We start from the raw sequence: 23492 nt of genomic DNA on the forward strand, positions 1-23492 counted from the left end.
AAATGAATGAAATTATAAAACAGTAAACAGACAAATTAGTATGCTCCTAAAAGTGAAAATACTTTAGGAAAACTAAAATTGAGCATACATTAATTTGTCCTCGTCTGTTTTATAACATTTTAGTGTTTTTGATTACAGTCTTGATCTTTTGTTACTTTTGTATCAAGACAAAAGTAAAAGAATACAAACTGTAATTCAAATTATACCGATTATGAATATATAATAGTCCAATATCGGCTACGCCTTATTGTACTAAATATATTGCTATATCGGCATTTACCATTGTAAAATACAAAATAGTTTAGACTATTTTGTATTGACAATTGGTATTACTTAAACGTTCCAAGATGCTATCTTAAAATATAAATCATTGATATAATAACGGATAGTCAGGAATAATTGAATATTTAGAAGGAAAACTACCTTATCAATTTAATTTTTTGTACTACATCAAATTTTTGTCCGTCTTTTCCGCTGGCTCGCAGTTTTAGTAGGTAAATTCCACTTTCTATTTCTTTGTTTTTAAAAGTTCCATTCCAGCTTTCGTTGGTATTTGTTCCTTTAAATAATAATTCGCCCCAGCGACTGAATATTTCAAAATTTACAGTTCTTAAATCTTTGCCATAAATTTTAAAAAGGTCGTTTTGTCCATCATTGTTTGGCGTAAAAGCGTTCGGAATATTTAAAGTAGAAAAGTAATTAACTAAAACATTAATGGTATCAATAGTTGTGCAACCGGAGTTTTCGTCTGTTATTTCAATATAAAAACTTGTAGGGTCAGATGCTGTTAACTCATTATTAGAACAAGGATTATAACATGTGTCATTATTTATATTATTCCAAATAGTGTAGGAGTAATTGTTGTTTCCAATAATGCTAAAAGGGAATATTTCGCCAGAATTTATGGTTACATTGTTGGGTGTTACAGTAAAATTTGATCGTTGTATTTTGTATAATCTTGCTACTGTTGAATCACAAGCATATTCACTTTGATTTTCTACAGTTATTTCAATTATCGTATCTTTTGTTATCCAATTTCCAAATTGTAAAATAGAATCACACCTTATAATGGTATCTCTACCGTATTTTGGATTAGTAACTGAAAAAGTTATTGTTGAGTCTTTATCTGCTAAACATGAGTTCGGTTTTGATACGGTGTAGGTAATACTATATGTTCCTAATTTACCAATAGTGTTAAATTGATTGCCATTTTCTACATCTCCACTCCACGTTCCATTTTGAGTAGCTACATTGCTTAAAAAACCGTTTAAATTTAAGATGCCATAGTCGTTGCAAAGTTCAGAGGGGAGAGACCAATAGGGTTTTAGTGTATTAACAGGAGCATTGCAACCAGTATTATAGTAAGTAGGAGTTCCCAAGGTGTCAAAATCTACAGCACCACCATCGCCACCTATTAAATTTGTAGGAAGATAAGTAACGGTTTGAGATTGAGAGCAGTTTCCGCTATAACTAACGGTTAAACTTCGTGGTGTGTTTGCCAAATTGCTAAAGTGTCCGGATGTATTTCCTGCACATTGATACATTATATAAATAGTGTCGTCTAATCCTTCAAAAGAATTTGCTGTAATTAGCATATCTGTAGAACTGACTATGATTACTTTTTCATTAGCGGGTATTATTCCTGCCGGTGGTTCTAATAAAAAGCCACAACTGTTTTGAATGGTATTATTTAACTGAGCAGTTAAATTAGCATCGGCACACCAAGATAAAAATGAGTTGTTGGGCCAGTCAAAATCCAACTGGTTGATACTAATATCTGTATAAGTTTTAAGCGTAACCATTTCATTAGCACCTTCGGGGTCGCCACAAGCATCGGCTAAAATAGTTTCTATGCTAAAGCATTGTGCAAAAGCTACTTTAACACATAAAAATGAACTTAAAATAAGGAAATAGAATAATTTCATTAGATAATATAACGAACCACAAAGTTATAAAATATCTAAATGTCTATTTTTTATAAGTTTAATTGTCTTTTAAAATTTAGGACAATTAACAAATTCTCTATATCTACTTTTTTGTGTGCGAATAGTGTAAATAACATACAACTCGGGTCCTCCCATAAAAGTGGCTGCATTTCTAAGGTCAGAAACAGTTATATCATAAGCAAAACCTACGTCTAATGCTTCGTATTCAAACCGAGCACCTAAAATAAATGCATCACTTCCAAAAGATTTTTGTTCGTAAGCCGATAATCTATATTGCCCACCTACATAAAAAGCGGTATAGCTTCTTGTATTTAACAAAAACTGTACGTAAGAACCAAAAACTAATTCAGTATGAGGCCCTTGTTTTTGGAATAGTAATGTGGGCATTATAGAAACAATATCTCCTTTAAGCTGCAATTTACCACTGGCGTGAGCTGTAAATTTTCTAAATAATCTATCGTCTCCATTGCCATTAAAACTAACATTAGGTTGAGCTAAATGAGTAGCTGCAAAACCAACATTTAAGGCATGTTTATTGTCAAAATTGGCAAAATAATTTAATCCTGCTCCTACATCAAATATTATTTTACTATTATAAGCACCAAAATCTATGGGGTCAGTATTGCTATTAATTTCAAACAGGTTTCCAAAAATCAAATTTTGCAGATTAATTTGTTTAGAATAATAACTACCTAAAATACCGAGACTTAAAAAGTGTTTTTTTCTATTATTTCCCAGTTTTTGGGTGTAGGAGATAGGTAAACTTATTCCCATATTTTTAAATTCTCCGGTACTTTCCGTATCATAATAAAAACCAAGACCTGTACCAATAAAATTTCCGTTCAATTTGTTTCGCCATAAATTGGCATCAACAGAAACGGCATAAGTGGTAAAGGTGGCTTGCTGAAACCATTGGTTTCTATAATTGGCGGCAAACCTTACATTGTCGTCAAATAAACCACTTAAAGCAGGATTGAGATTAACTGGCGAACCCCAATACTGCGAGAAATGAAAATCTTGAGCATTAACATTACTCACTAAAATAAAACCAAAAACTAAGTATGCAATTAACTTTTTCATATTATCTCACCAATTTAATTTTTTGAACAATTTCATATTTCTGTCCGTCAGCACCTGCGGCTCTAATAACGGCCATATATATTCCTGACTCAACAGGCAATCCGTTAAATACGCCATCCCAACCTTCGGTTAAGATATTGGTTATAAACATTCTACCTCCCCAACGGTCAAATATCTCTAATTGATATTCTACAATATCTTCGCCATAACATCTGTAAATATCATTTTCCCCATCACCATTAGGAGTAAAGATATTAGGTACGTTAAATGCTGAATTATAGATTAGATTTACTATCATGGTATCAGATACAATACAACCGGTAGTGTCATCTGTAATAGTAAAGTAATAGTACGTTCTAATTTCTGTAGGAGATACTTCAAATTCTGCACAATCACTTTCGCAAGCTGTACCATCGCTGGCTATCCATCCAAAACTTAAATGACCATTATCATTGTCTATATAATATGGCACATCAGTACCTGAATTAACAGAAACTTCATCAGGAATTACGCCAAAGTTAATATCGTAAAGTAATACCGTTTGTGTGTGTGTAGAATCACAACCATTACTTAAAATTGTAGAACTAACATTTTCTCCAACATTTGATGCAAAACAAGTATAAATTGTATCTGTAGTAGAAACACTATAGTTAATTGTTAAATTTAAAGTAATAGTAGAATCACAACCATTAGTACCCAATATAGTATGAGTGGCAGTATTATTACTTGAAGTGTATGTATTACCATTTATCCAAGTATAAGAATCACAGGCTGTTATTGTATCTATTGAACTTGTACTATTATTTATGGTTAAATCAAGCGTTATTATAGAATCGCAACCTATACTGTTTGGTACAATATGAGTGGCAGTATTATTACTTGAAGTATAAGTATTTCCGTCAATCCATGTATAAGAATCACAGGCAGTAATTTCATCTGTAAATGTAGAACTATTGTTTATAGTTAAGTTAACAGTATGCGTAGAATCACAACCGTAAATAGTTGTATCATTTATAGTGATAGCTTGAGAACTAAAGTACCAAGTTCCATTAATATTAGCAGAATCACATTCAGTAATATTTTCGCTTGTAGCGGTAGAATTATTGATAGTTACATCTACATAATGCGTAGAATCGCAACCGTGAATAGTGGTATCGCTAAACGTTAAAGATTGTGTATTGAAATACCAGTTACCATTAACATTAGCAGAATCACAAGCTACAACAGTATCAAAAGTTTCCGTAGAATAATTAATAGTTACATCAACATAATGAGTAGAATCGCAACCGTGAATAGTGGTATCGTTTATAGTAACAGGTTGAGAAGTAAAATACCAATTTCCATTAACCATAGCGGAATCGCAAGCTACAATAGTATCAAAAGTTTCAGTAGAATAATTAATAGTTACATCAACATAATGTGTAGAATCACAACCGTGAATAGTGGTATCGTTAATAGTAACAGGTTGAGAAGTAAAATACCAAGTTCCATTAACATTAGCAGAATCACAAGCTACAATAGTATCGTAAGTTTCCGTAGAATAATTAATAGTTACATCAACATAATGCGTAGAATCACAGCCATTAACCGTAGTATCACTAAACGTTAAAGATTGCGTATTGAAATACCAGTTGCCGTTAACCATAGCGGAATCGCAAGCTATAACAGTATCAAAAGTTTCGGTAGAATAATTAATAGTTACATTGTACGTAATTATACTATCACAACCGTTAGCTGCTTGTCCAATTAAAGTATCATTGAAAGAAGTATTAGCGAAATACCAATTTGATACAAGTTGTATAGAATCACAAGTGGTGGTATCAATAGTATTAAATGCCGTAGGTATAAGTTGAGTGTAAACGGTATGTAATGAATCGCAGCCATATTGATTTAAGTATGGAGTTGTTACATATCCAGTATCACTCGGGTTACAAGATGTAATAGTTTCAAATGTAGAATCAACTGGATTAACATAAATAGTCATGGTGTCAAAACTTGAACAACCGGCACTACTTATTAACTCTAAAGTATATTGTGTAGTAGCAGTAGGGAAGAAGTTAGGACTTTGAGCATTAGGATTATCCAAAGAATTTGCTGGCGACCAATTATAAGTAACTCCGGATAAAGGAGCAGTTATTGAAATGGTATCGCCATAGCAAATAGTGTCATCTTCTAAAGCAATGTAATCTAATTTTTTCACTCTTACGCGGTGTTCATTATAGGCTCCACCTGTAGCAGCGGTAACGCCCCAATAAACTGTTGGATTACCACCAAAGATATTATTTACAATATCTCCGGTATAAGATATTCTTAAATCACCATCAAAATAAACTTCAAAAACCATAGTAGTAGGATTCCAAGTTATTTCTACATCATGATAAGCACAATCTTCAATATTAGCAGATGTTGCTGTTGCCGTTACTGGTCCAGATAAGTTATCAGCTGTAGCGTGATTTAAATTTCCGTTTTGTTGTATGGCAATATGGTCATCTGCTAAATCGGAAGAAGCGGTATTTTCATAAGTATCAAATTCAACGCCCAAAGAAGGTACAATGCCTCCATATCCCATACCTCCGCCACTTACACCTATATTAGTATTATTTTGTTGCAGTACAAATACTAAGCCGTCCGCTCCGGCATCATCACACCCAAAGAACAATTCAAAACTTAAATCAAATTCTTGTGTTAAGTCAATAGCATTAGTAAACCAAATAGAACCGTAATCTGAAAATTGATTTTCAGTTAATGAAAACGTATTTCCATCCATTTGATAGGCATTACCGTCTAAATTCATTTCACTAAATGATAATGGAGAATTTGTTATGTCTATTATTGTTGTATGCACAGAATCACATATTGCTGTAGGATAGGTATCTACAACTGTATCTTCTTGATAATACCATGTCCCGTTAAAGTATAAGGAATCACAGGCGTTAATGGTGTCATAAGTATAAGTAGTGTAATTAATAGTTACATCATAAGTAACAATACTATCGCAACCGTTATTAGCCGCTCCCGGCATTGTATCAATAACTGTAGTATCAGCATAATACCAATTGCTTAATAAACTTATAGAATCGCAAGCCGTTACATTTTCAGTATGATATGAAGTTGGAATTAATGTAGTATGAACAATGTGGGTAGAATCGCAACCATTTTGATTAGTGTAAGTAGTTGAAACTACGCCTGTATCACTCGGATTGCATGAAGTAGCATTTTCATAAGTTGTATCTAAAGGATTAACATAAATAGTCATAGTGTCAAAACTTGAACAACCGGCACTACTTATTAACTCTAAAGTATATTGCGTAGTAGTAGTAGGGAAGAAGTTAGGACTTTGAGCATTAGGATTATCCAAAGAATTTGTAGGCGACCAATTATAAGTAACTCCGGATAAAGGAGCAGTTATTGAAATGGTATCTCCAATGCAAATAGTGTCATCTTCTAAAGCAATGTAATCTAATTTTTTCACACGAACTTGATGTTCATTACTTTCATTTCCTGTTGCTGCAGTAATGCCCCAATAAACTGTAGGATTGCCACTAAAAACGGTATTGACAATATCTCCTGTGTAAGAAGTTCTTAAATTACCGTCAAAATAAACTTCAAACACCATTGTACTTGCATTCCAAATTATTTCAACGTTATGGAATACACAATCTTCAATATTCGTTGAAGAAGAAGAAGCTTGTACAGGACCAGATATAGTATTAGTTGTTCCGTGATTTACATCTCCATTTTGTAAAATAGCTATGTGGTCATCGCTTGGGTCATTCGTATTTGTGTATGTGTCAAATTCAACACCAATAGAAGGAACAATTCCATCGTATCCCATGCCAAATCCACTACTTCCAATATTGGTATTATTTTGTTGAAGAACGAAAACCATACCATCTGCACCACTGTCATTACACCCAAAGAATAGTTCAAAACTTAAATCAAAAGATTGTGTTAAATCAATAGCATTGGTAAACCAAATAGAACCATAATCCCAATTTTGATTTTCAGTTAAGGAGAACGTGTTGCCATTCATTTGGTAGGCATTTCCGTCTAAATTCATTTCACTAAATGATAATGGAGAATTACTTATATCTATAATAGTTGTATGCACAGAATCACATATTGCTGTAGGATAGGTATCTACAACCGTATCTTCTTGATAATACCATGTTCCGTTAAAGAATAAGGAATCACAGGCGTTAATGGTGTCATAAGTATAAGTAGTGTAATTAATAGTTACATCATAAGTAACAATACTATCGCAACCGTTAGTGGCAGCTCCCGACATTGTATCAATAACTATAGTATCGGCATAATACCAATTGCTTAATAAACTTACAGAATCACAAGCCGTTACATTTTCTGTATGATACGAAGTTGGAATCAACGATGTTTGAACAACATAAATAGAATCGCAACCATATTGATTAGCGTAAGTAGTTGAAACGACCCCTGTATCGTTTGGATTACACGAAGTAGTAGCAATATATACTGAATCTAAATTATTTACTGTTAAATCTAAAATAACAATAGAATCGCAACCCATGCTATTCTGTACAGTATCGTTATAATAACCTGCTGTGTTTACATATTCATCATTAAAATAAACAGAATCATTAGCACAAATAGTTTGATAGATAGTATCTTGATTAGGTGGTGGCGGTGGATTGGTAGACGATTGAGCTAAGAAGCCGGCATAACCCGGAGTTGAGTATATTTCAAATATGATATTGTTGTTTCCTGCTTGCCAATCATTGCAGAAAGAAAGAGATAAAATAGATGAACTACTAAACCCACCTGTATTTGGTGTAAATGTTCCATAAGGAGATTGAGGTACACCATTTACATAAATTTCTGTAATGGTATTATCTGAGAAAACGTCAAGATTTAAACAGAAATTATTTAATAAACAATCTTCACAAGGCAGTTCAAAGTCGGCTTGGTAGAAGAATGATTGATTTACAGAATGCGAACCGTCATTATTGTGTGAAATCCAAGTGGCATCCGGCCAAGGACTTGAATAATAAACAGCAGGTGTAGTTGTCATCACTACCGCAGGATTATAAACACCATTTAGTGTAGTTGTTGAAACTGTCCATAATAAATCTTGTGAGCCACCTGGAAGTGTACCGCCCATTCCGTCAGAACCAGTATTGAAATCTGATGAGCTTGGAGGGCTTATTGTAGAGCTGTTTATAGTAATGTTGTATTGGGCAATAGAATCACAACCATTAGCAGCTTGTCCAAATAAGGTATCGTTATAAACCTGACTACTTGTAAACCAATTACCATTAATCAAAATAGAATCACAAGCACTTGTATCAATGGTTGTTATAGGTGTAGGCAATAAAGTTGTAGTAACAGCATGCGTAGAATCACAACCGTATTGATTGTTTGTAGTAGTATAAACTACACCTACGTCAGCCGGATTACACGAAGTGGCAGTTGCAAACGTAGAGTCTGAATAGTTGATAACAAGATTATAGTTTACTAAAGAATCGCAACCATTAGCAGAGCCACCAATTATTGTATCTACAAAAGACGTATCAGCATAATACCAATTACTTAGCACAAAAGTAGAATCACAATCAGTTGTATTTACGGTTGAAGATGAATAAGGAGCTAAAGAAGTATAAACCGTATGCATAGAATCACAACCGTTTACATTTTGGTAAGGTGTAGTTGCAAAACCTGTATCAGCAGGATTGCACGAAGTAGTATTAGCAAACGTAGAATCCGAAAAATTAATTATTAAGGTATCAATTAAAATTACATCACAACCAAAATCACTTCCTCCCACATTCACATTATAAACAACTTGAGAATTATAATACCATGTACTATTGAATAAAATTGAATCACAGCCTGTTTGAGTAGCATGAATAATGGTATCATTAGAATGAATAACCAAATCTGTATAATGAATAGAATCGCACCCATTTGAGTTCATTCCCAAAAATGTATCAATTACCATTTGGGTATTATAATACCATGTACCATTTATCTGAGAAGAATCACAAGCATCTAAATATTCATAAGTGGAATCTGTGAGTAATAAAGTAGTGGTAACTGTATGTACGGAATCACAACCAAATTGATTACTTGTAATGGTATTAACTACTCCTGTATCCAAATAATTGCAGGAAGTAACAGTTTCAAACGTAGAATCCGAATAGTTGATAACAAGGTTGTAAGTAACCAAAGAATCGCAACCATTAGCAGAGCCACCAATTATTGTATCTACAAAAGAAGTATCAGCATAATACCAATTACTTAATACAAAAGTAGAATCACAATCAGTTGTATTAACTGTTGAAGACGAATAAGGTGCTAAAGCGGTATAAACTGTATGCGTAGAATCACATCCGTTTACATTGGTAAACAACGAAGTAGCATAACCCGTATCGGCAGGCAAGCAAGAAGTAGCGTTAGCAAACGTAGAATCTCCAAAAAGAATAGTAATATTAAAAGGTGTAATAGAATCACAACCATTAGAAGCACCGCCAATAATCGTATCATTCACGGTCTGATTAGTAGTGTACCAAGTTCCCGAAATATTAACAGAATCACAACCCGAAGTATCTACAGCAGCAGCCGTAATAGGCGATAAGATAATCACATTAAAAGGCGTAATAGAATCACAACCGTTAGCAGCACCGCCAATAATTGTGTCATTTACGGTTTGATTAGCGGAATACCAAGTACCTGCAATATTAACGGAATCACAACCGGCAGTATCCACAGCCGTAGCTGTAATAGGCGATAAGATAATCACATTAAAAGGCGTAATAGAATCACAACCGTTAGCAGCACCGCCAATAATTGTGTCATTTACGGTTTGATTAGCGGAATACCAAGTACCTGCAATATTAACGGAATCACAACCGGCAGTATCCACAGCCGTAGCTGTAATAGGCGATAAGATAATCACATTAAAAGGCGTAATAGAATCACAACCGTTAGCAGCACCGCCAATAATTGTGTCATTTACGGTTTGATTAGCGGAATACCAAGTTCCCGAAATATTAACGGAATCACAGCCTGCCGTATCCACAGCCGTAGCCGTAATAGGGGAAAGAATAATCACATTAAAAGGCGTAATAGAATCACAACCATTAGCAGCACCGCCAATAATTGTGTCATTTACGGTTTGATTAGTAGTGTACCAAGTTCCTGAAATATTAACAGAATCGCAACCTGAGGTATCTACAGCCGTAGCGGTAATAGGCGATAAGATAATCACATTAAAAGGCGTAATAGAATCACAACCATTAGAAGCACCGCCAATAATTGTATCATTCACGGTTTGATTAGCAGAATACCAAGTTCCCGAAATATTAACGGAATCGCAACCGGCAGTATCTACAGCAGCAGCGGTAATAGGCGATAAGATAATCACATTAAAAGGTGTAATAGAATCACAGCCATTAGAAGCACCGCCAATAATCGTGTCATTTACCGTTTGATTAGTGGTGTACCAAGTTCCCGAAATATTAACGGAATCACAACCCGAAGTATCTACAGTAGCAGCCGTAATAGGCGATAAAATAGTAATATTATAAGGCGTAATAGAATCACAACCATTAGAAGCACCGCCAATAATCGTGTCATTCACGGTTTGATTAGCGGAATACCAAGTACCTGCAATATTAACGGAATCGCAACCTGCCGTATCCACAGTAGTAGCTGTAATAGGCGATAAGATAATCACATTAAAAGGCGTAATAGAATCACAACCATTAGAAGCACCGCCAATAATTGTGTCATTTACGGTTTGATTAGCGGAATACCAAGTTCCTGAAATATTAACAGAATCGCAACCCGAAGTATCTACAGTAGCAGCCGTAATAGGCGATAAGATAATAATATTATAAGGCGTAATAGAATCACAACCATTAGAAGCACCGCCAATAATTGTGTCATTTACGGTTTGATTAGCGGAATACCAAGTACCTGCAATATTAACGGAATCACAACCTGAGGTATCTACAGCCGTAGCGGTAATAGGCGATAAGATAATCACATTAAAAGGCGTAATAGAATCACAACCATTAGAAGCACCGCCAATAATTGTATCATTCACGGTTTGATTAGCAGAATACCAAGTTCCCGAAATATTAACGGAATCGCAACCGGCAGTATCTACAGCAGCAGCGGTAATAGGCGATAAGATAATCACATTAAAAGGTGTAATAGAATCACAGCCATTAGAAGCACCGCCAATAATCGTGTCATTTACCGTTTGATTAGTGGTGTACCAAGTTCCCGAAATATTAACGGAATCACAACCCGAAGTATCTACAGTAGCAGCCGTAATAGGCGATAAAATAGTAATATTATAAGGCGTAATAGAATCACAACCATTAGAAGCACCGCCAATAATCGTGTCATTCACGGTTTGATTAGCGGAATACCAAGTACCTGCAATATTAACGGAATCGCAACCTGCCGTATCCACAGTAGTAGCTGTAATAGGCGATAAGATAATCACATTAAAAGGCGTAATAGAATCACAACCATTAGAAGCACCGCCAATAATTGTGTCATTTACGGTTTGATTAGCGGAATACCAAGTTCCTGAAATATTAACAGAATCGCAACCCGAAGTATCTACAGTAGCAGCCGTAATAGGCGATAAGATAATAATATTATAAGGCGTAATAGAATCACAACCATTAGAAGCACCGCCAATAATTGTGTCATTTACGGTTTGATTAGCGGAATACCAAGTACCTGCAATATTAACGGAATCACAACCGGCAGTATCCACAGCCGTAGCTGTAATAGGCGATAAGATAATCACATTAAAAGGCGTAATAGAATCACAACCGTTAGCAGCACCGCCAATAATTGTGTCATTTACGGTTTGATTAGCGGAATACCAAGTACCTGCAATATTAACGGAATCACAACCGGCAGTATCCACAGCCGTAGCTGTAATAGGCGATAAGATAATCACATTAAAAGGCGTAATAGAATCACAACCGTTAGCAGCACCGCCAATAATTGTGTCATTTACGGTTTGATTAGCGGAATACCAAGTACCTGCAATATTAACGGAATCACAACCGGCAGTATCCACAGCCGTAGCTGTAATAGGCGATAAGATAATCACATTAAAAGGCGTAATAGAATCACAACCATTAGCAGCACCGCCAATAATTGTGTCATTTACGGTTTGATTAGTAGTGTACCAAGTTCCTGAAATATTAACAGAATCGCAACCTGAGGTATCTACAGCCGTAGCGGTAATAGGCGATAAGATAATCACATTAAAAGGCGTAATAGAATCACAACCATTAGAAGCACCGCCAATAATTGTATCATTCACGGTTTGATTAGCAGAATACCAAGTTCCCGAAATATTAACGGAATCGCAACCGGCAGTATCTACAGCAGCAGCGGTAATAGGCGATAAGATAATCACATTAAAAGGTGTAATAGAATCACAGCCATTAGAAGCACCGCCAATAATCGTGTCATTTACCGTTTGATTAGTGGTGTACCAAGTTCCCGAAATATTAACGGAATCACAACCCGAAGTATCTACAGTAGCAGCCGTAATAGGCGATAAGATAGTAATATTAAAAGGTGTAATAGAATCACAACCATTAGAAGCCCCACCAATAATCGTGTCATTTACCGTTTGATTAGTAGAGTACCAAGTACCGGAAATATTAACGGAATCACAACCAGCCGTATCCACAGCCGTAGCCGTAATAGGGGATAAGATAGTAATATTAAAAGGCGTAATAGAATCACAACCATTAGAAGCACCGCCAATAATCGTGTCATTTACCGTTTGATTAGTAGTGTACCAAGTTCCTGAAATATTAACAGAATCGCAACCTGCGGTATCTACAGCCGTAGCCGTAATAGGGGAAAGAATAATCACATTAAAAGGCGTAATAGAATCACAACCATTAGCAGCACCGCCAATAATTGTGTCATTTACCGTTTGATTAGTGGTGTACCAAGTACCTGCAATATTAACGGAATCGCAACCCGAAGTATCTACAGCCGTAGCGGTAATAGGGTTTAATACTGTAACATCTATAGTGTCGGTAAGATCGGGACATGCTACAACAGGGTGTTCAAAAACTGCCCAATATGTTCCACTTGAAGTTATTACCCTTGTATTTACATGTGAGCCATCATCCCAAGTTAAATTTTCATAGGGAGGGAAGAAGGAATAAGGTCCTAATTCTATAGTTTCTCCTAAGCAAATAGTAGAATCTTCTGGCCAGTTAAACGGATTTGGAGGAGGTGTATTAACAAATATTTCTGCACGAAGAATATAATCTACGCATGTTCCGGAGGTATAAACGGTATCCCAAAAAACACCATCTTCATAATATTCAAAACTTGTACCCGGAGGCGTTACGGTATCTCCTTCACAGATAATAGCTTCCCATAAAATAGTATCCGTACTAAAAGTTACACTTATAGTATGAATAGAATCACAGCCATTAGCGTTTGTACCGTTGTTATTATAATTTCCTACTAAAGTAGGGTCGCAAGTTATAGAGTCTGCATGTGTGGAGTCTGATTGATAAACAATAATATTGAAAGGTGTAATGGTATCGCAACCATTAGAAGCTCCATTAAATATTGTATCATTCACTGTTTGATTAGCCGTGTACCAAGTCCCATTAATATTAACAGAATCACAGCCTGTAGTATCTACGGGAGTTGCTGTTATAGGGGATAACACAGTAACAGCCATGTTTGCCAATCTATTTCCACAAGCATTTGTGGCGGTAACAACATAAACTGTTGTAACAGTTGGCGATACGGTAATATCTTCAGTAGTACTTGCGGCAGGATCATCCCATAAGATACTTGTTTCATTGCTGATGGTAGTTTGAAGATTTACAGGAGTATCTCCGGGACAAATTTCTTGATCACCTAAATCTACTACAATAATTGGTAGTGGGTTTATAGTTACACTTACGGCTGTTCTAGCTGTGCTTTTACATCCACCGTCATTTTCTTCTACATAGTAAGTATAAGTACCCGGTACTAAAGTTCCGGGATTAAAAGGACTTCCTGTTCCTATACTTAGTCCTCCTGTGGCAACATTAAACCAATTTAACACACCATTGCCTGTTCCTGTTGCCGTAATGTTTATTGTAGTTCCTTCGCAAAAAGATTGTGGGGAAGCTGTAGGTGGTGGTAAACAGCAAAGTGTAGCGTTTAATTCTACTGCTTGGTCAGGTGTACATCCTATATCTGTCCAAATACCTGTTTCTCCATCAGCATAGGTTTTTACTTCCATACTTGCATCTTGATTAGGAATACAAGTGGCACTATTAACAGTAGTAATTTCAAAGCAAGCACTCCAAGTTAAACCCATTCCGTCTGCGGCATTGCCATAGCAAGTTCCTGTAGGAAATATACAATAAGGTGTTCCACTAGGACCTCCACCCGGAGGGTCGTACCAAGTTGCGTTTAATGATTCACAATAAGTTTGTGTCATTGAAGCATCTTGAATATCGGCATTCGTGCCGGGACCTACCCAAAGTGAATAACCCCAAAATGGATCTCCGTGACAACCTAAGCCTGGTAAGTATTCTCCGTAAATGGTGGAATTACAAATTGCTGAAGTAGTTGGATAAACAATGGCAGTACATCCGTCTCCCCAGCTATTATCTGGATCGGTAGGTAGTCCACCCGGAGAGTTGGTACTTAAAAACCACCAACCTGCATCGGGGATTAATGTACTTGTTGTATTATAATCTACTGTATTTCCCGGAAACCAATCCCATGTAGAGCCTGCTTCATTGTTAGCTGCCACATCAGGGTCATCGGTTGGTGTAATAGACGTAGCATCCCACCCTGGGCCAAAACTTGGAATAATACCATGTAAAAAGTTTACATTGGTTTGGTTATATTGGTTAATATCTAAACAAAACTCAACGGTAGTTCCGGGAGGGTATTGACTATTAGGAAAACTATTTGCCGGAGGCGTTGCCGTTAAAACCGCATCTACCAAGCATGGGTCATCGCCACAATTATATGTATTACTTACATTACCATAACTACAATGAGCATCGCTAATACTTATATTATATACATCATTGTTTGATAAACCATTTATAGTTACAGATCCACCATTTGGTACAGATGTAGTACTTAAAGTACCATCGCCACTATCTGTAATGGTAAAGTTGCCTCCTCCTGTAGAAGGATATCCTCCGGTTATAGTAAATGTTACAGTACCATTTCCAGTTGCAGGGTCACAAGTTTGTGTAATGGTATAAGTCATTTGAGGAACGTAAGTAACATGTATAGGTGTTCCCATATCAAAACAGCCGTCATTATCTATATCATAACCTATATTATTATCACAAAATTGAAGAATATCATCGCAATAATCATCAAATGTAATGGGTACAAAATATAAATCATTTCCCGTAGGGCTACCATTTGCATTTTCGTCCGGAGAAGGGTTAGCCACAATATAGTCATAGTAGGTATTGCCAGCGGTATTTGTTTCATTAAAATCTTCATTAATAATATACCACCCTGTAAAACAAGGATCTGTAGCCGGCTCTGAAGTGGTAGGTGCACAGTTATACACAGCATAGGCTAAACCAACAGGGTCGCTACTGGCAGGGTTTGGTAATGTATAATTATTATCTGACGTAACATTTAAAGTGGCATCGTAACATAAAAATACATTGTTTGTACCCATGTTGTTTGTTGTAGTTCCGGCATCAGCAGGACATGTAGATTCGCAGTTATCCGGCTCTGTGGCAAATACTAAGGTTACATCATTTAAAGTACCTTGATTAGCACCGGCATTGTCATTTATTTCTATTGTCCAAACGCCACTAACTGTTCCTGTTCCGTTGTTAAACTCATCTAATCCATTTCCGCCATCGCAACCTTCGTCCCATGTGCCCCAGTTTCCTGTATAGCACGGAGTTGTTCCATTACAAGGGTCGCTATAGTTTGGGCTGTTACAACTTCCTGTTCCTGTAGTTCCAAAAACGTTGGGTGCAGACATAGAAGGAATGGTAAAACATACAACCATATCGTCAGATGAATTACCAAAGGGGCTACCTTCATTTCCGCCCATAGAGCTATCACTGTTTCCATCTGCAAAAAGTACCACTTCCGTACCGTCCGGAGCTATTAAGGTAATGTCTAAATCACCTATCCAGTCATGGGTTATATTCAAACAAACTTGTTGCAGTTCATTATTTACACCCAAGGTATTATTAGATGTGTTTTGAACATTAATACTTGCCGTAAATGTAGTATTCAAATCATCGGGTAAATCAACCGGACAATTTGTACAACCACATTGAGCATAGATTTGATGTAGAGAAAGTGTTAATAATATATATAATAAAGTAAATTTTAATTTCATAGGCTGTCATTTAAGTAATAAATACTTTAAAAATTATTTTTCAAGTTTGCTTTCTAACTCTTTTATTTCTTCTTCGCAACATTGTTGTTCACGCAAATAAGCTATTTTGTTTAAAATATCTTCATTGGTATAACTTACTTTTTCTTTGTTATTTGATTTCCCAACCGCCATTTCTTCTTTCTTTGGCATCTTTTCAAGTTTTAATTTTTGTTTTGCCTCATAAATACTTTGGTAGTTTTCATCATTTACTTCAGATTTTTCTACTTTGTTTTGTGCATTTAAACTACTCATTAATCCAATGAATAAAGCGAATAATATTATTTTGCAAATTTTCATAAATTATTATTTTAATGTGTTTAAAAAACTAAACAACACTTAAAGTTATTAACATTTTTTAATTAAACAAACTATTTAAGTTTATTCGTAAAATTAAATCAATTTGTTACAGATTTTTATTGATTATCTTTGCAAAAAAATCAAACCAAATGCATAAAGTGTACAATAATATATTGCAAACCATAGGCGATACACCCCTTGTTAAACTCAATAATATTACCAAAGATTTTCCGGCAGATGTGTATGTAAAAATAGAATCTGTAAATCCGGGAAATTCTGTAAAAGACCGCATGGCTCTTAGAATGGTAGAAGGAGCCGAAGCCGAGGGCAAGCTAAAGCCCGGTGGCACTATTGTAGAAGGTACCAGCGGCAATACAGGTATGGGACTTGCCTTGGCTGCCATAGTAAAAGGCTATAAATGTATTTTTGTTACTACCGATAAGCAAAGCAAAGAAAAAGTAGATATACTTAAAGCCGTGGGAGCAGATGTTATAGTGTGCCCTACGGATGTAGATTCTAAAGACCCGCGTTCTTATTATTCGGTTTCGGCACGCATTGCATCAGAAACGCCTAATTCTTTTTATGTAAACCAATACGATAATCCGTATAATACCATTGCTCATTATGAGCAAACAGGACCTGAAATTTGGAAACAAACAGACGGAAAAATTACGCATTTTGTAGTAGGTGTGGGTACAGGTGGCACTATTTCCGGAACGGGGAAATATTTAAAAGAGCAAAATGCCGATGTGAAAATTTACGGTATAGATACTTATGGTTCGGTCTTAAAGAAATTTCATGAAACGGGTAAGTTTGATGAGAAAGAGATTTATCCTTATGTAACGGAAGGAATAGGAGAGGACATCTTGCCCAAAAATGTAGATTTTTCGGTAATTGACTACTTTGAAAAAGTAACCGATAAAGACGGAGCCGTAATGGCAAGACGCTTAGCTAAAGAAGAAGGTATTTTTGCCGGATATTCGGCAGGGAGTGCCATAGCAGGCGTACTGCAAATGAAAGATAAATTTAAAAAGGGCGATATGGTGGTTGTTTTATTGCACGACCATGGAAGCCGCTATGTGGGCAAGCTGTTTAATGATGAATGGATGCGAGAGCGTGGCTGGCTGGATAGTGCTCCTACGGCAAAATCTATTATTGAATTTAAGAAAACAAAAGGTTCTATAACTGTAGATGTCAATGAAACCATAGACAAAGTATTTGAACTGATGAAAGAAAATGATATTTCGCAGTTTCCGGTTACTAAAAATGGCGAAATAGTGGGTAGCGTATCGGAAAGAAATATTTTATCTGCTTTGTTAGAAGGTTCACATGCCAAAGAAACGCCAGTAAGTGGTGTTATGTTGCAATCTTTTCCTTATGTGGGTTTAAACGATAAAGCCAAAGATATTTCTAAATTAATCAACAAAAATAATACGGCTGTTTTAGTAAAAGACACCGCAGGGCTAATTCATATTATTACAGAGTATGATTTAATTGATGCTATGGCAAGGTAGGTTCTTAATTCTGCTTAAACCTTAGTAATTCTTGCTTATCTTTTAATAAAATTAAAGATGTATCTTTTAGCTGATAACTATCTGCTTCTTGTAGTAATTTGAAATACGCTTGCTCCGGAACATCTATACAGTATTTTTTAGTAGCGGCTATAGGTTTTAATACAAAACTATCCTCTTTTAGCGTAATAAAATCGGCAAAATAATAATTGCAACCACTAAAACCCATTATTTTATTTTCGCTAATATTAATTTCTAAATTAGGCACTTCATTTTTAAAAAAATCAGTAGCGTTTTTATTAGCCATTTTTTCTAAAACCCATAAATTGTTTAGCTTGTTTTCCTTATTTTCTGCTTGAGTATTCTCCACAAAATTTATCTTTTTAGTATTTTGTTTATTATCATCTTGGCTACAGTTATTAGCACTTAGTATAATTAATCCTATTAGTAAGTATTTCATCATTTTATTTTCTGTTTAGATGTTTTAGCAATGCAAATTCCACAAAAAAGTTATTCTTCTTTATCTATAAAACCTACAATAGTAGGGTGGTTGTTTTTAGTTAAAAAATCAAATCGTTTATCATAAGTAACTCGGTCTATATCGTCTATATCTTCTATGTTTTTCTTTATTTCATAAGAAGCTTTAAGTTTATCAAAATATGCTTTGCCTTCATCAGAGTTTAAGGTGTAAAAAATAAATTCGTTTTTAGAACTTCCTTTGCCGGCACCTCGGTTAAATACAGTAAGAATATTAACGGTATCGCCCGTTTCTTGTTTTTCTGCCATTAAATGAATAAAATAAGTTAGCTTTTCTTCATTTTGAGGTGTAGCACTTGAATATAATAACGTTATTTTATCTCCATTTTTTAAAGCATTGTTATCTATAGTGAAATTATCAGTTTTTTGATATTCAACATTAGGGGCACAAGCCCATAGAGCCACTAAGCTAATTATGAGGTAATAGTATGTTTTCATACTACAAAGATACAACAGTGAACATTAAAATTAAATGGAGAATATCTATTCTTATCTAAAATATTTTATCTTTGCTTTTAATGAACGCACGTATCATTTTAGATGCAACAAAATTTAAACTGGTAATAGACAGATTGTGTTATCAGCTTATTGAAAATCATAGAGATTTTGAAAATACCGTTTTATTGGGCGTTCAGCCAAGAGGTACTTTGCTGGCTTCGCGTATTTTTAACAGAATAAAGGAAATTTCGCCAAAAAATAAGCTACAGTACGGCAAGTTAGACGTAACTTTTTATAGAGATGATTTTAGAAAAAACAGTGAACCACTTCGTGCCAGCGAAATGGATATACCGTTTTCTTTAGAAGATAAAAATATTATATTGGTAGATGACGTGTTATATACGGGCAGAACTATACGCTCGGCTTTAGAAGCACTTATTGATTTTGGGCGACCTGCCGATGTTGAGCTTTTAGTACTTATAGATAGAAGATTGCACAGGCATGTACCTATTCAAGCAAAATATATAGGTAAAACCATAGATTCAATAACAGACGAAAAAGTGAAAGTGGAGTGGAGTGAACAGGGAGTAGATGATAAAGTTTGGATAGTAGATAAAAAATAAAGCAAATAAATGAGCTTACTAAGTCAAAAACATCTTTTAGGCATTCAAAATATCACAACAGAGGATATTCATTTAATTTTTGAAACCGCCAAACAATTTAAAGATGTATTGCAAAGACCTATAAAAAAAGTTCCTTCGCTTAGAGATATAACTATTGCCAATTTGTTTTTTGAAAACTCAACACGTACCCGTATTTCTTTTGAGCTGGCAGAAAAAAGACTATCGGCAGATGTTATTAATTTTTCGGCTTCATCTTCATCTACAAAAAAAGGAGAAACCCTAATAGATACAGTTAATAACATACTGGCAATGAAAGTGGATATGATAGTAATGCGTCATCCCAACCCGGGAGCTCATATTTTATTGTCTAAACACATAAATGCACAAATAGTAAATGCGGGCGATGGCACGCATGAACATCCTACACAAGCACTTTTAGATGCTTATAGTATGCAAGAAAAATTGGGCAATTTAAAGGGCAAAAATATAGTAATATGTGGAGATATTAAACATAGCCGTGTAGCATTATCTAATATATTTTGCTTACAAAAATTAGGGGCAAAAGTTAGAGTATGTGGTCCGCCTACATTAATACCCAAATATATTAGCAATCTTGGTGTAGAAGTTTCTTATAATATAAAAGAAAGTTTGCAGTGGTGCGATGTAGCTAATGTATTGCGTATTCAGCTGGAACGCCAAGATATAAAATATATACCTACACTTAGGGAGTACAATTTAGGCTTTGGAATAAGCAAAAAACTGTTAGACGGCTTAAACAAAGAAATAGTAATAATGCATCCGGGACCTATGAATAGGGGTGTAGAAATAGATAGTGATGTTGCCGATTCTGAACATTCTATAATATTGCAACAAGTAGAAAATGGCGTAGCTATACGTATGGCTGTGCTATATTTGCTGGCAGGGAAAAAGGAGTAATGTAGGTTATTCTAATAAAGTTTACGGTATAAATATTTATTTTTATGACTATGACTATCCGTAAAGATATCTATGAAGTATTTTACATTAACTTTTCTTTAGTAGAAAAGTTACAAAAGAATCGCACTAAGTTTTCAGCGACCCATTATAACCTTAACTCCTAAAAATCAAAAACTCATCACTCCGTTCTTCAAACAGTTTAATTTTTTACGGAGTTTTCGGTTAATGGGTGTCCCGCTTGCAAACTTAAGGTGCACTTTTTATCTGACCTTAATCAAAAATACGTTAAGAAATGGTGTAAAACAGACATCCAAAATGAATGAAATTATAAAACAGTAAACAGACAAATTAGTATGCTCCTAAAAGTGAAAATACTTTAGGAAAAATGAAATTGAGCATACATTAATTTGTCCTCGTCTGTTTAATAGCATTTTAGTGTTTTTGATTACAGTCTTGACCTTTGGTTACCTTTGTGTCAAGACAAAGGTAAAAGACCACAAACTGTAACTAAAATTAATTAAACGTTCCACTCTGCTATATTAAAAGCATAAAGTATTGGTATAAAAACGGATAGTCATAAATAATTTATACTTCATAGGTATCTTTACGAATTGTCATATTTATTTTCTAATTTCACAAAAGAAACCAAATATCCTTTATCACAAGATTCAAAACCTAAAGATTCATAAAAACCTCTTGTTTCTTCGGTATCTTCAGTTAGTAAAACTTTTTGCCTTACACTAGCATATTTTTGTAGTGTTCTTTTTATTAGCTCTGTCCCAATTCCCTTTCTTTTATAATCAGTATGAACTAAAATATCTTGGATATATAAAATTGTTGTTCCATCTCCAACGGTTCTAACTAAACCTACAAGTTTGCCATTGCTTTTAGCTGTTAAAACGTAGAGAGAATTATTAATAGCTTTTTCTAATTCATCAATATTTGAGGTGTAAGCTCCCCAGCCTGCATTATTATATAAATTCAGTAATAGAGTTTTGTCAATATTTTTTTCTTCATGATAAGTTATCTCGTTCATTTCCTATCGCTTAATCTTACGCTTTTTTAAGTCAAAAATATCTGTGCGTCTATCTTTTAAATTTCTAACACTACCAAATTCGTGAAGCTCATTTAATAAATCTATATCTACATCGGCTATTAATATCATTTCAGAGTTTGGTGTAGCTTCTGCTTTTATGCCATTGGTAGGAAACGCAAAATCGCAGGGCGTAAAAACCATAGATTGAGCAAACTGAATATCCATATTGTGTACATTAGGTAGATTGCCCACACTACCGGCTATGGCAACATAACATTCGTTTTCTATGGCTCGTGCTTGGGCACAGTGTCGCACTCTTGAATAGCCATTTTGAGTGTCTGTTAAAAAAGGGATAAACAAAATATCCATACCTTCTTCGGCAAGCAATCTGCTTAATTCCGGAAATTCAGAATCATAGCAAATTAGTACTCCTATTTTGCCACAGTCTGTATTAAAAGCCTTAAGTTGTGTTCCTCCTATCATACCCCACACTTTTGCTTCGTCTGGTGTAATGTGTAGCTTTTCGTAATGTTCTACTGTGCCATCTCTTTTGCACAAGTAGCCTACATTATACAGTTTTCCATCTCTAATTTCGGGCATACTTCCAGAAATAATATTGATATTGTACGAAATAGAAAAATTAGAGAATTGTTGTACAATTTCTTCGGTATGTTTTGCTAATTCTCTTATAGCTTCTGCTTCCGATAAATGGTTGTTTTTAGCCATTAAGGGAGCATTAAAAAACTCTGGGAACAAAGCAAAATCAGAACGATAGCTTGATACGGCATCTATAAAATATTCAGCTTGTTGCATAAGTGCCTCCACGCTTTCGTAAGGTCTCATTTGCCATTGTATTAAGCCTAAACGCACTACTTTTTTATTAGAAGCGGCTTTTTTTATGGGTTTTTCATAATAAATATTATCCCATTCTAATAGTACGGCAAACTCTCTTGAATCTTTATCGTCCTCTAAATATCCTTTTAAAACTCTAACTAAATGAAAATCGTTAGATAATTGAAAATTTAAAACAGGATCTTCAATTTCCTTACTTTTTACTTTATCTATATATTCTTTAGGGCTTAATTTATTGGCATATTTATGATAATTGGGTATTCTTCCACCAAAAGTTATGCCCCTTAAATTCATTTTTTCGCATAGCTCTTTTCTATAATCATATAGTCTTCGCCCTAATCTTAAGCCTCTGTATTGAGGTTTAATAAATACATCTATTCCATACAGCATATCTCCATTTGAATCGTGAGAGTCAAAGGTGTAATTTGCCGTAATTTCTCGGTAAGTGTGGTTATTGTCAAACTTATTATAATCTACTACTATAGATAAAGCACAGCCCGCTATTTGTCCGTTTACTTTAATGACAACTTGCCCTTCGGGAAATTTTTTCAGTAAAGATTTTATATGATGTTCTTCCCAATAATCGTTTGGCATAGAAGTGTATGCCGAAATCATAACGTCTTTAATTTCTATGTAGTCTTTAAATTTTAAATACTCTAATTCAATTTTTTCAATTTCGCTCAATTCCATTTTACTGCTTTATTTTAATGTAAATATACGATGCTAATTTTGGTGAGATTAAAAAAGAATAACCATTTATACACAAAACATAGTGGGAATTTTATACCAGCCTGGATAACAGATAAAAGAATTAAACAT

At 34.8% G+C, this 23492-nt stretch carries 11 protein-coding genes; 3 read left to right on the forward strand and 8 right to left on the reverse strand.

Going from position 1 to position 23492, the window contains the following annotated elements:
• Positions 1-419: 419 nt before the first annotated feature.
• The 4 genes from H6578_07280 to H6578_07295 all read right to left on the reverse strand — a co-directional run bounded on the left by H6578_07280 (position 420) and on the right by H6578_07295 (position 16740).
• Positions 420-1925, reverse strand: a complete 1506-nt coding sequence (locus H6578_07280) for a gliding motility-associated C-terminal domain-containing protein (protein MCB9226948.1) — start codon at positions 1923-1925, stop codon at positions 420-422.
• A 69-nt stretch (positions 1926-1994) separates the two neighbouring features.
• The gene (locus tag H6578_07285; protein ID MCB9226949.1) at positions 1995-3026 is read right to left on the reverse strand and encodes a PorP/SprF family type IX secretion system membrane protein; all 1032 of its coding nucleotides are present in this window, start codon (positions 3024-3026) and stop codon (positions 1995-1997) included.
• Between the two features lies 1 nt (position 3027).
• The gene (locus H6578_07290) at positions 3028-16404 is read right to left on the reverse strand and encodes a gliding motility-associated C-terminal domain-containing protein (GenBank protein ID MCB9226950.1); all 13377 of its coding nucleotides are present in this window, start codon (positions 16402-16404) and stop codon (positions 3028-3030) included.
• A gap of 33 nt (positions 16405-16437) precedes the next feature.
• On the reverse strand, positions 16438-16740 hold the full coding sequence (locus H6578_07295) for a hypothetical protein (protein ID MCB9226951.1): 303 nt from the start codon (positions 16738-16740) through the stop codon (positions 16438-16440).
• Positions 16741-16889: 149 nt separating this feature from the next.
• On the opposite strand from H6578_07295, the gene H6578_07300 reads away from it, so the two are divergent.
• Positions 16890-18254 (forward strand): pyridoxal-phosphate dependent enzyme, encoded by a 1365-nt coding sequence (locus H6578_07300; protein ID MCB9226952.1) that lies wholly within the window; start codon positions 16890-16892, stop codon positions 18252-18254.
• 4 nt (positions 18255-18258) lie between these two features.
• On the opposite strand, the gene H6578_07305 is transcribed toward H6578_07300, so the two are convergent.
• Complete coding sequence (locus tag H6578_07305) at positions 18259-18714, reverse strand: META domain-containing protein (protein ID MCB9226953.1); 456 nt, start codon at positions 18712-18714, stop codon at positions 18259-18261.
• 47 nt (positions 18715-18761) lie between these two features.
• Positions 18762-19226, reverse strand: coding sequence for a hypothetical protein (locus H6578_07310; protein ID MCB9226954.1), 465 nt, complete (start codon positions 19224-19226; stop codon positions 18762-18764).
• Positions 19227-19306: 80 nt separating this feature from the next.
• Here H6578_07310 and pyrR point away from each other — a divergent pair, with 80 nt between their 5' ends.
• Together pyrR and H6578_07320 are read left to right on the forward strand one after the other, a co-directional pair.
• Positions 19307-19849 (forward strand): bifunctional pyr operon transcriptional regulator/uracil phosphoribosyltransferase PyrR, encoded by a 543-nt coding sequence (gene pyrR, locus H6578_07315; protein ID MCB9226955.1) that lies wholly within the window; start codon positions 19307-19309, stop codon positions 19847-19849.
• 9 nt (positions 19850-19858) lie between these two features.
• Entirely contained in the window at positions 19859-20785 is a 927-nt protein-coding gene (locus tag H6578_07320; protein ID MCB9226956.1) for an aspartate carbamoyltransferase catalytic subunit, read from the forward strand.
• Between the two features lie 604 nt (positions 20786-21389).
• Here H6578_07320 and H6578_07325 read toward each other — a convergent pair.
• Both H6578_07325 and H6578_07330 read right to left on the reverse strand, forming a co-directional pair.
• A complete protein-coding gene (locus H6578_07325; GenBank protein MCB9226957.1) occupies positions 21390-21821 on the reverse strand; it encodes a GNAT family N-acetyltransferase in 432 nt (143 codons plus the stop codon).
• 3 nt (positions 21822-21824) lie between these two features.
• The gene (locus tag H6578_07330; protein MCB9226958.1) at positions 21825-23363 is read right to left on the reverse strand and encodes a GNAT family N-acetyltransferase; all 1539 of its coding nucleotides are present in this window, start codon (positions 23361-23363) and stop codon (positions 21825-21827) included.
• Between the last annotated feature and the right edge of the window lie 129 nt (positions 23364-23492).

The organism is Chitinophagales bacterium (assembly GCA_020635995.1).
Lineage (GTDB): Bacteria > Bacteroidota > Bacteroidia > Chitinophagales > UBA8649 > JAFMKE01.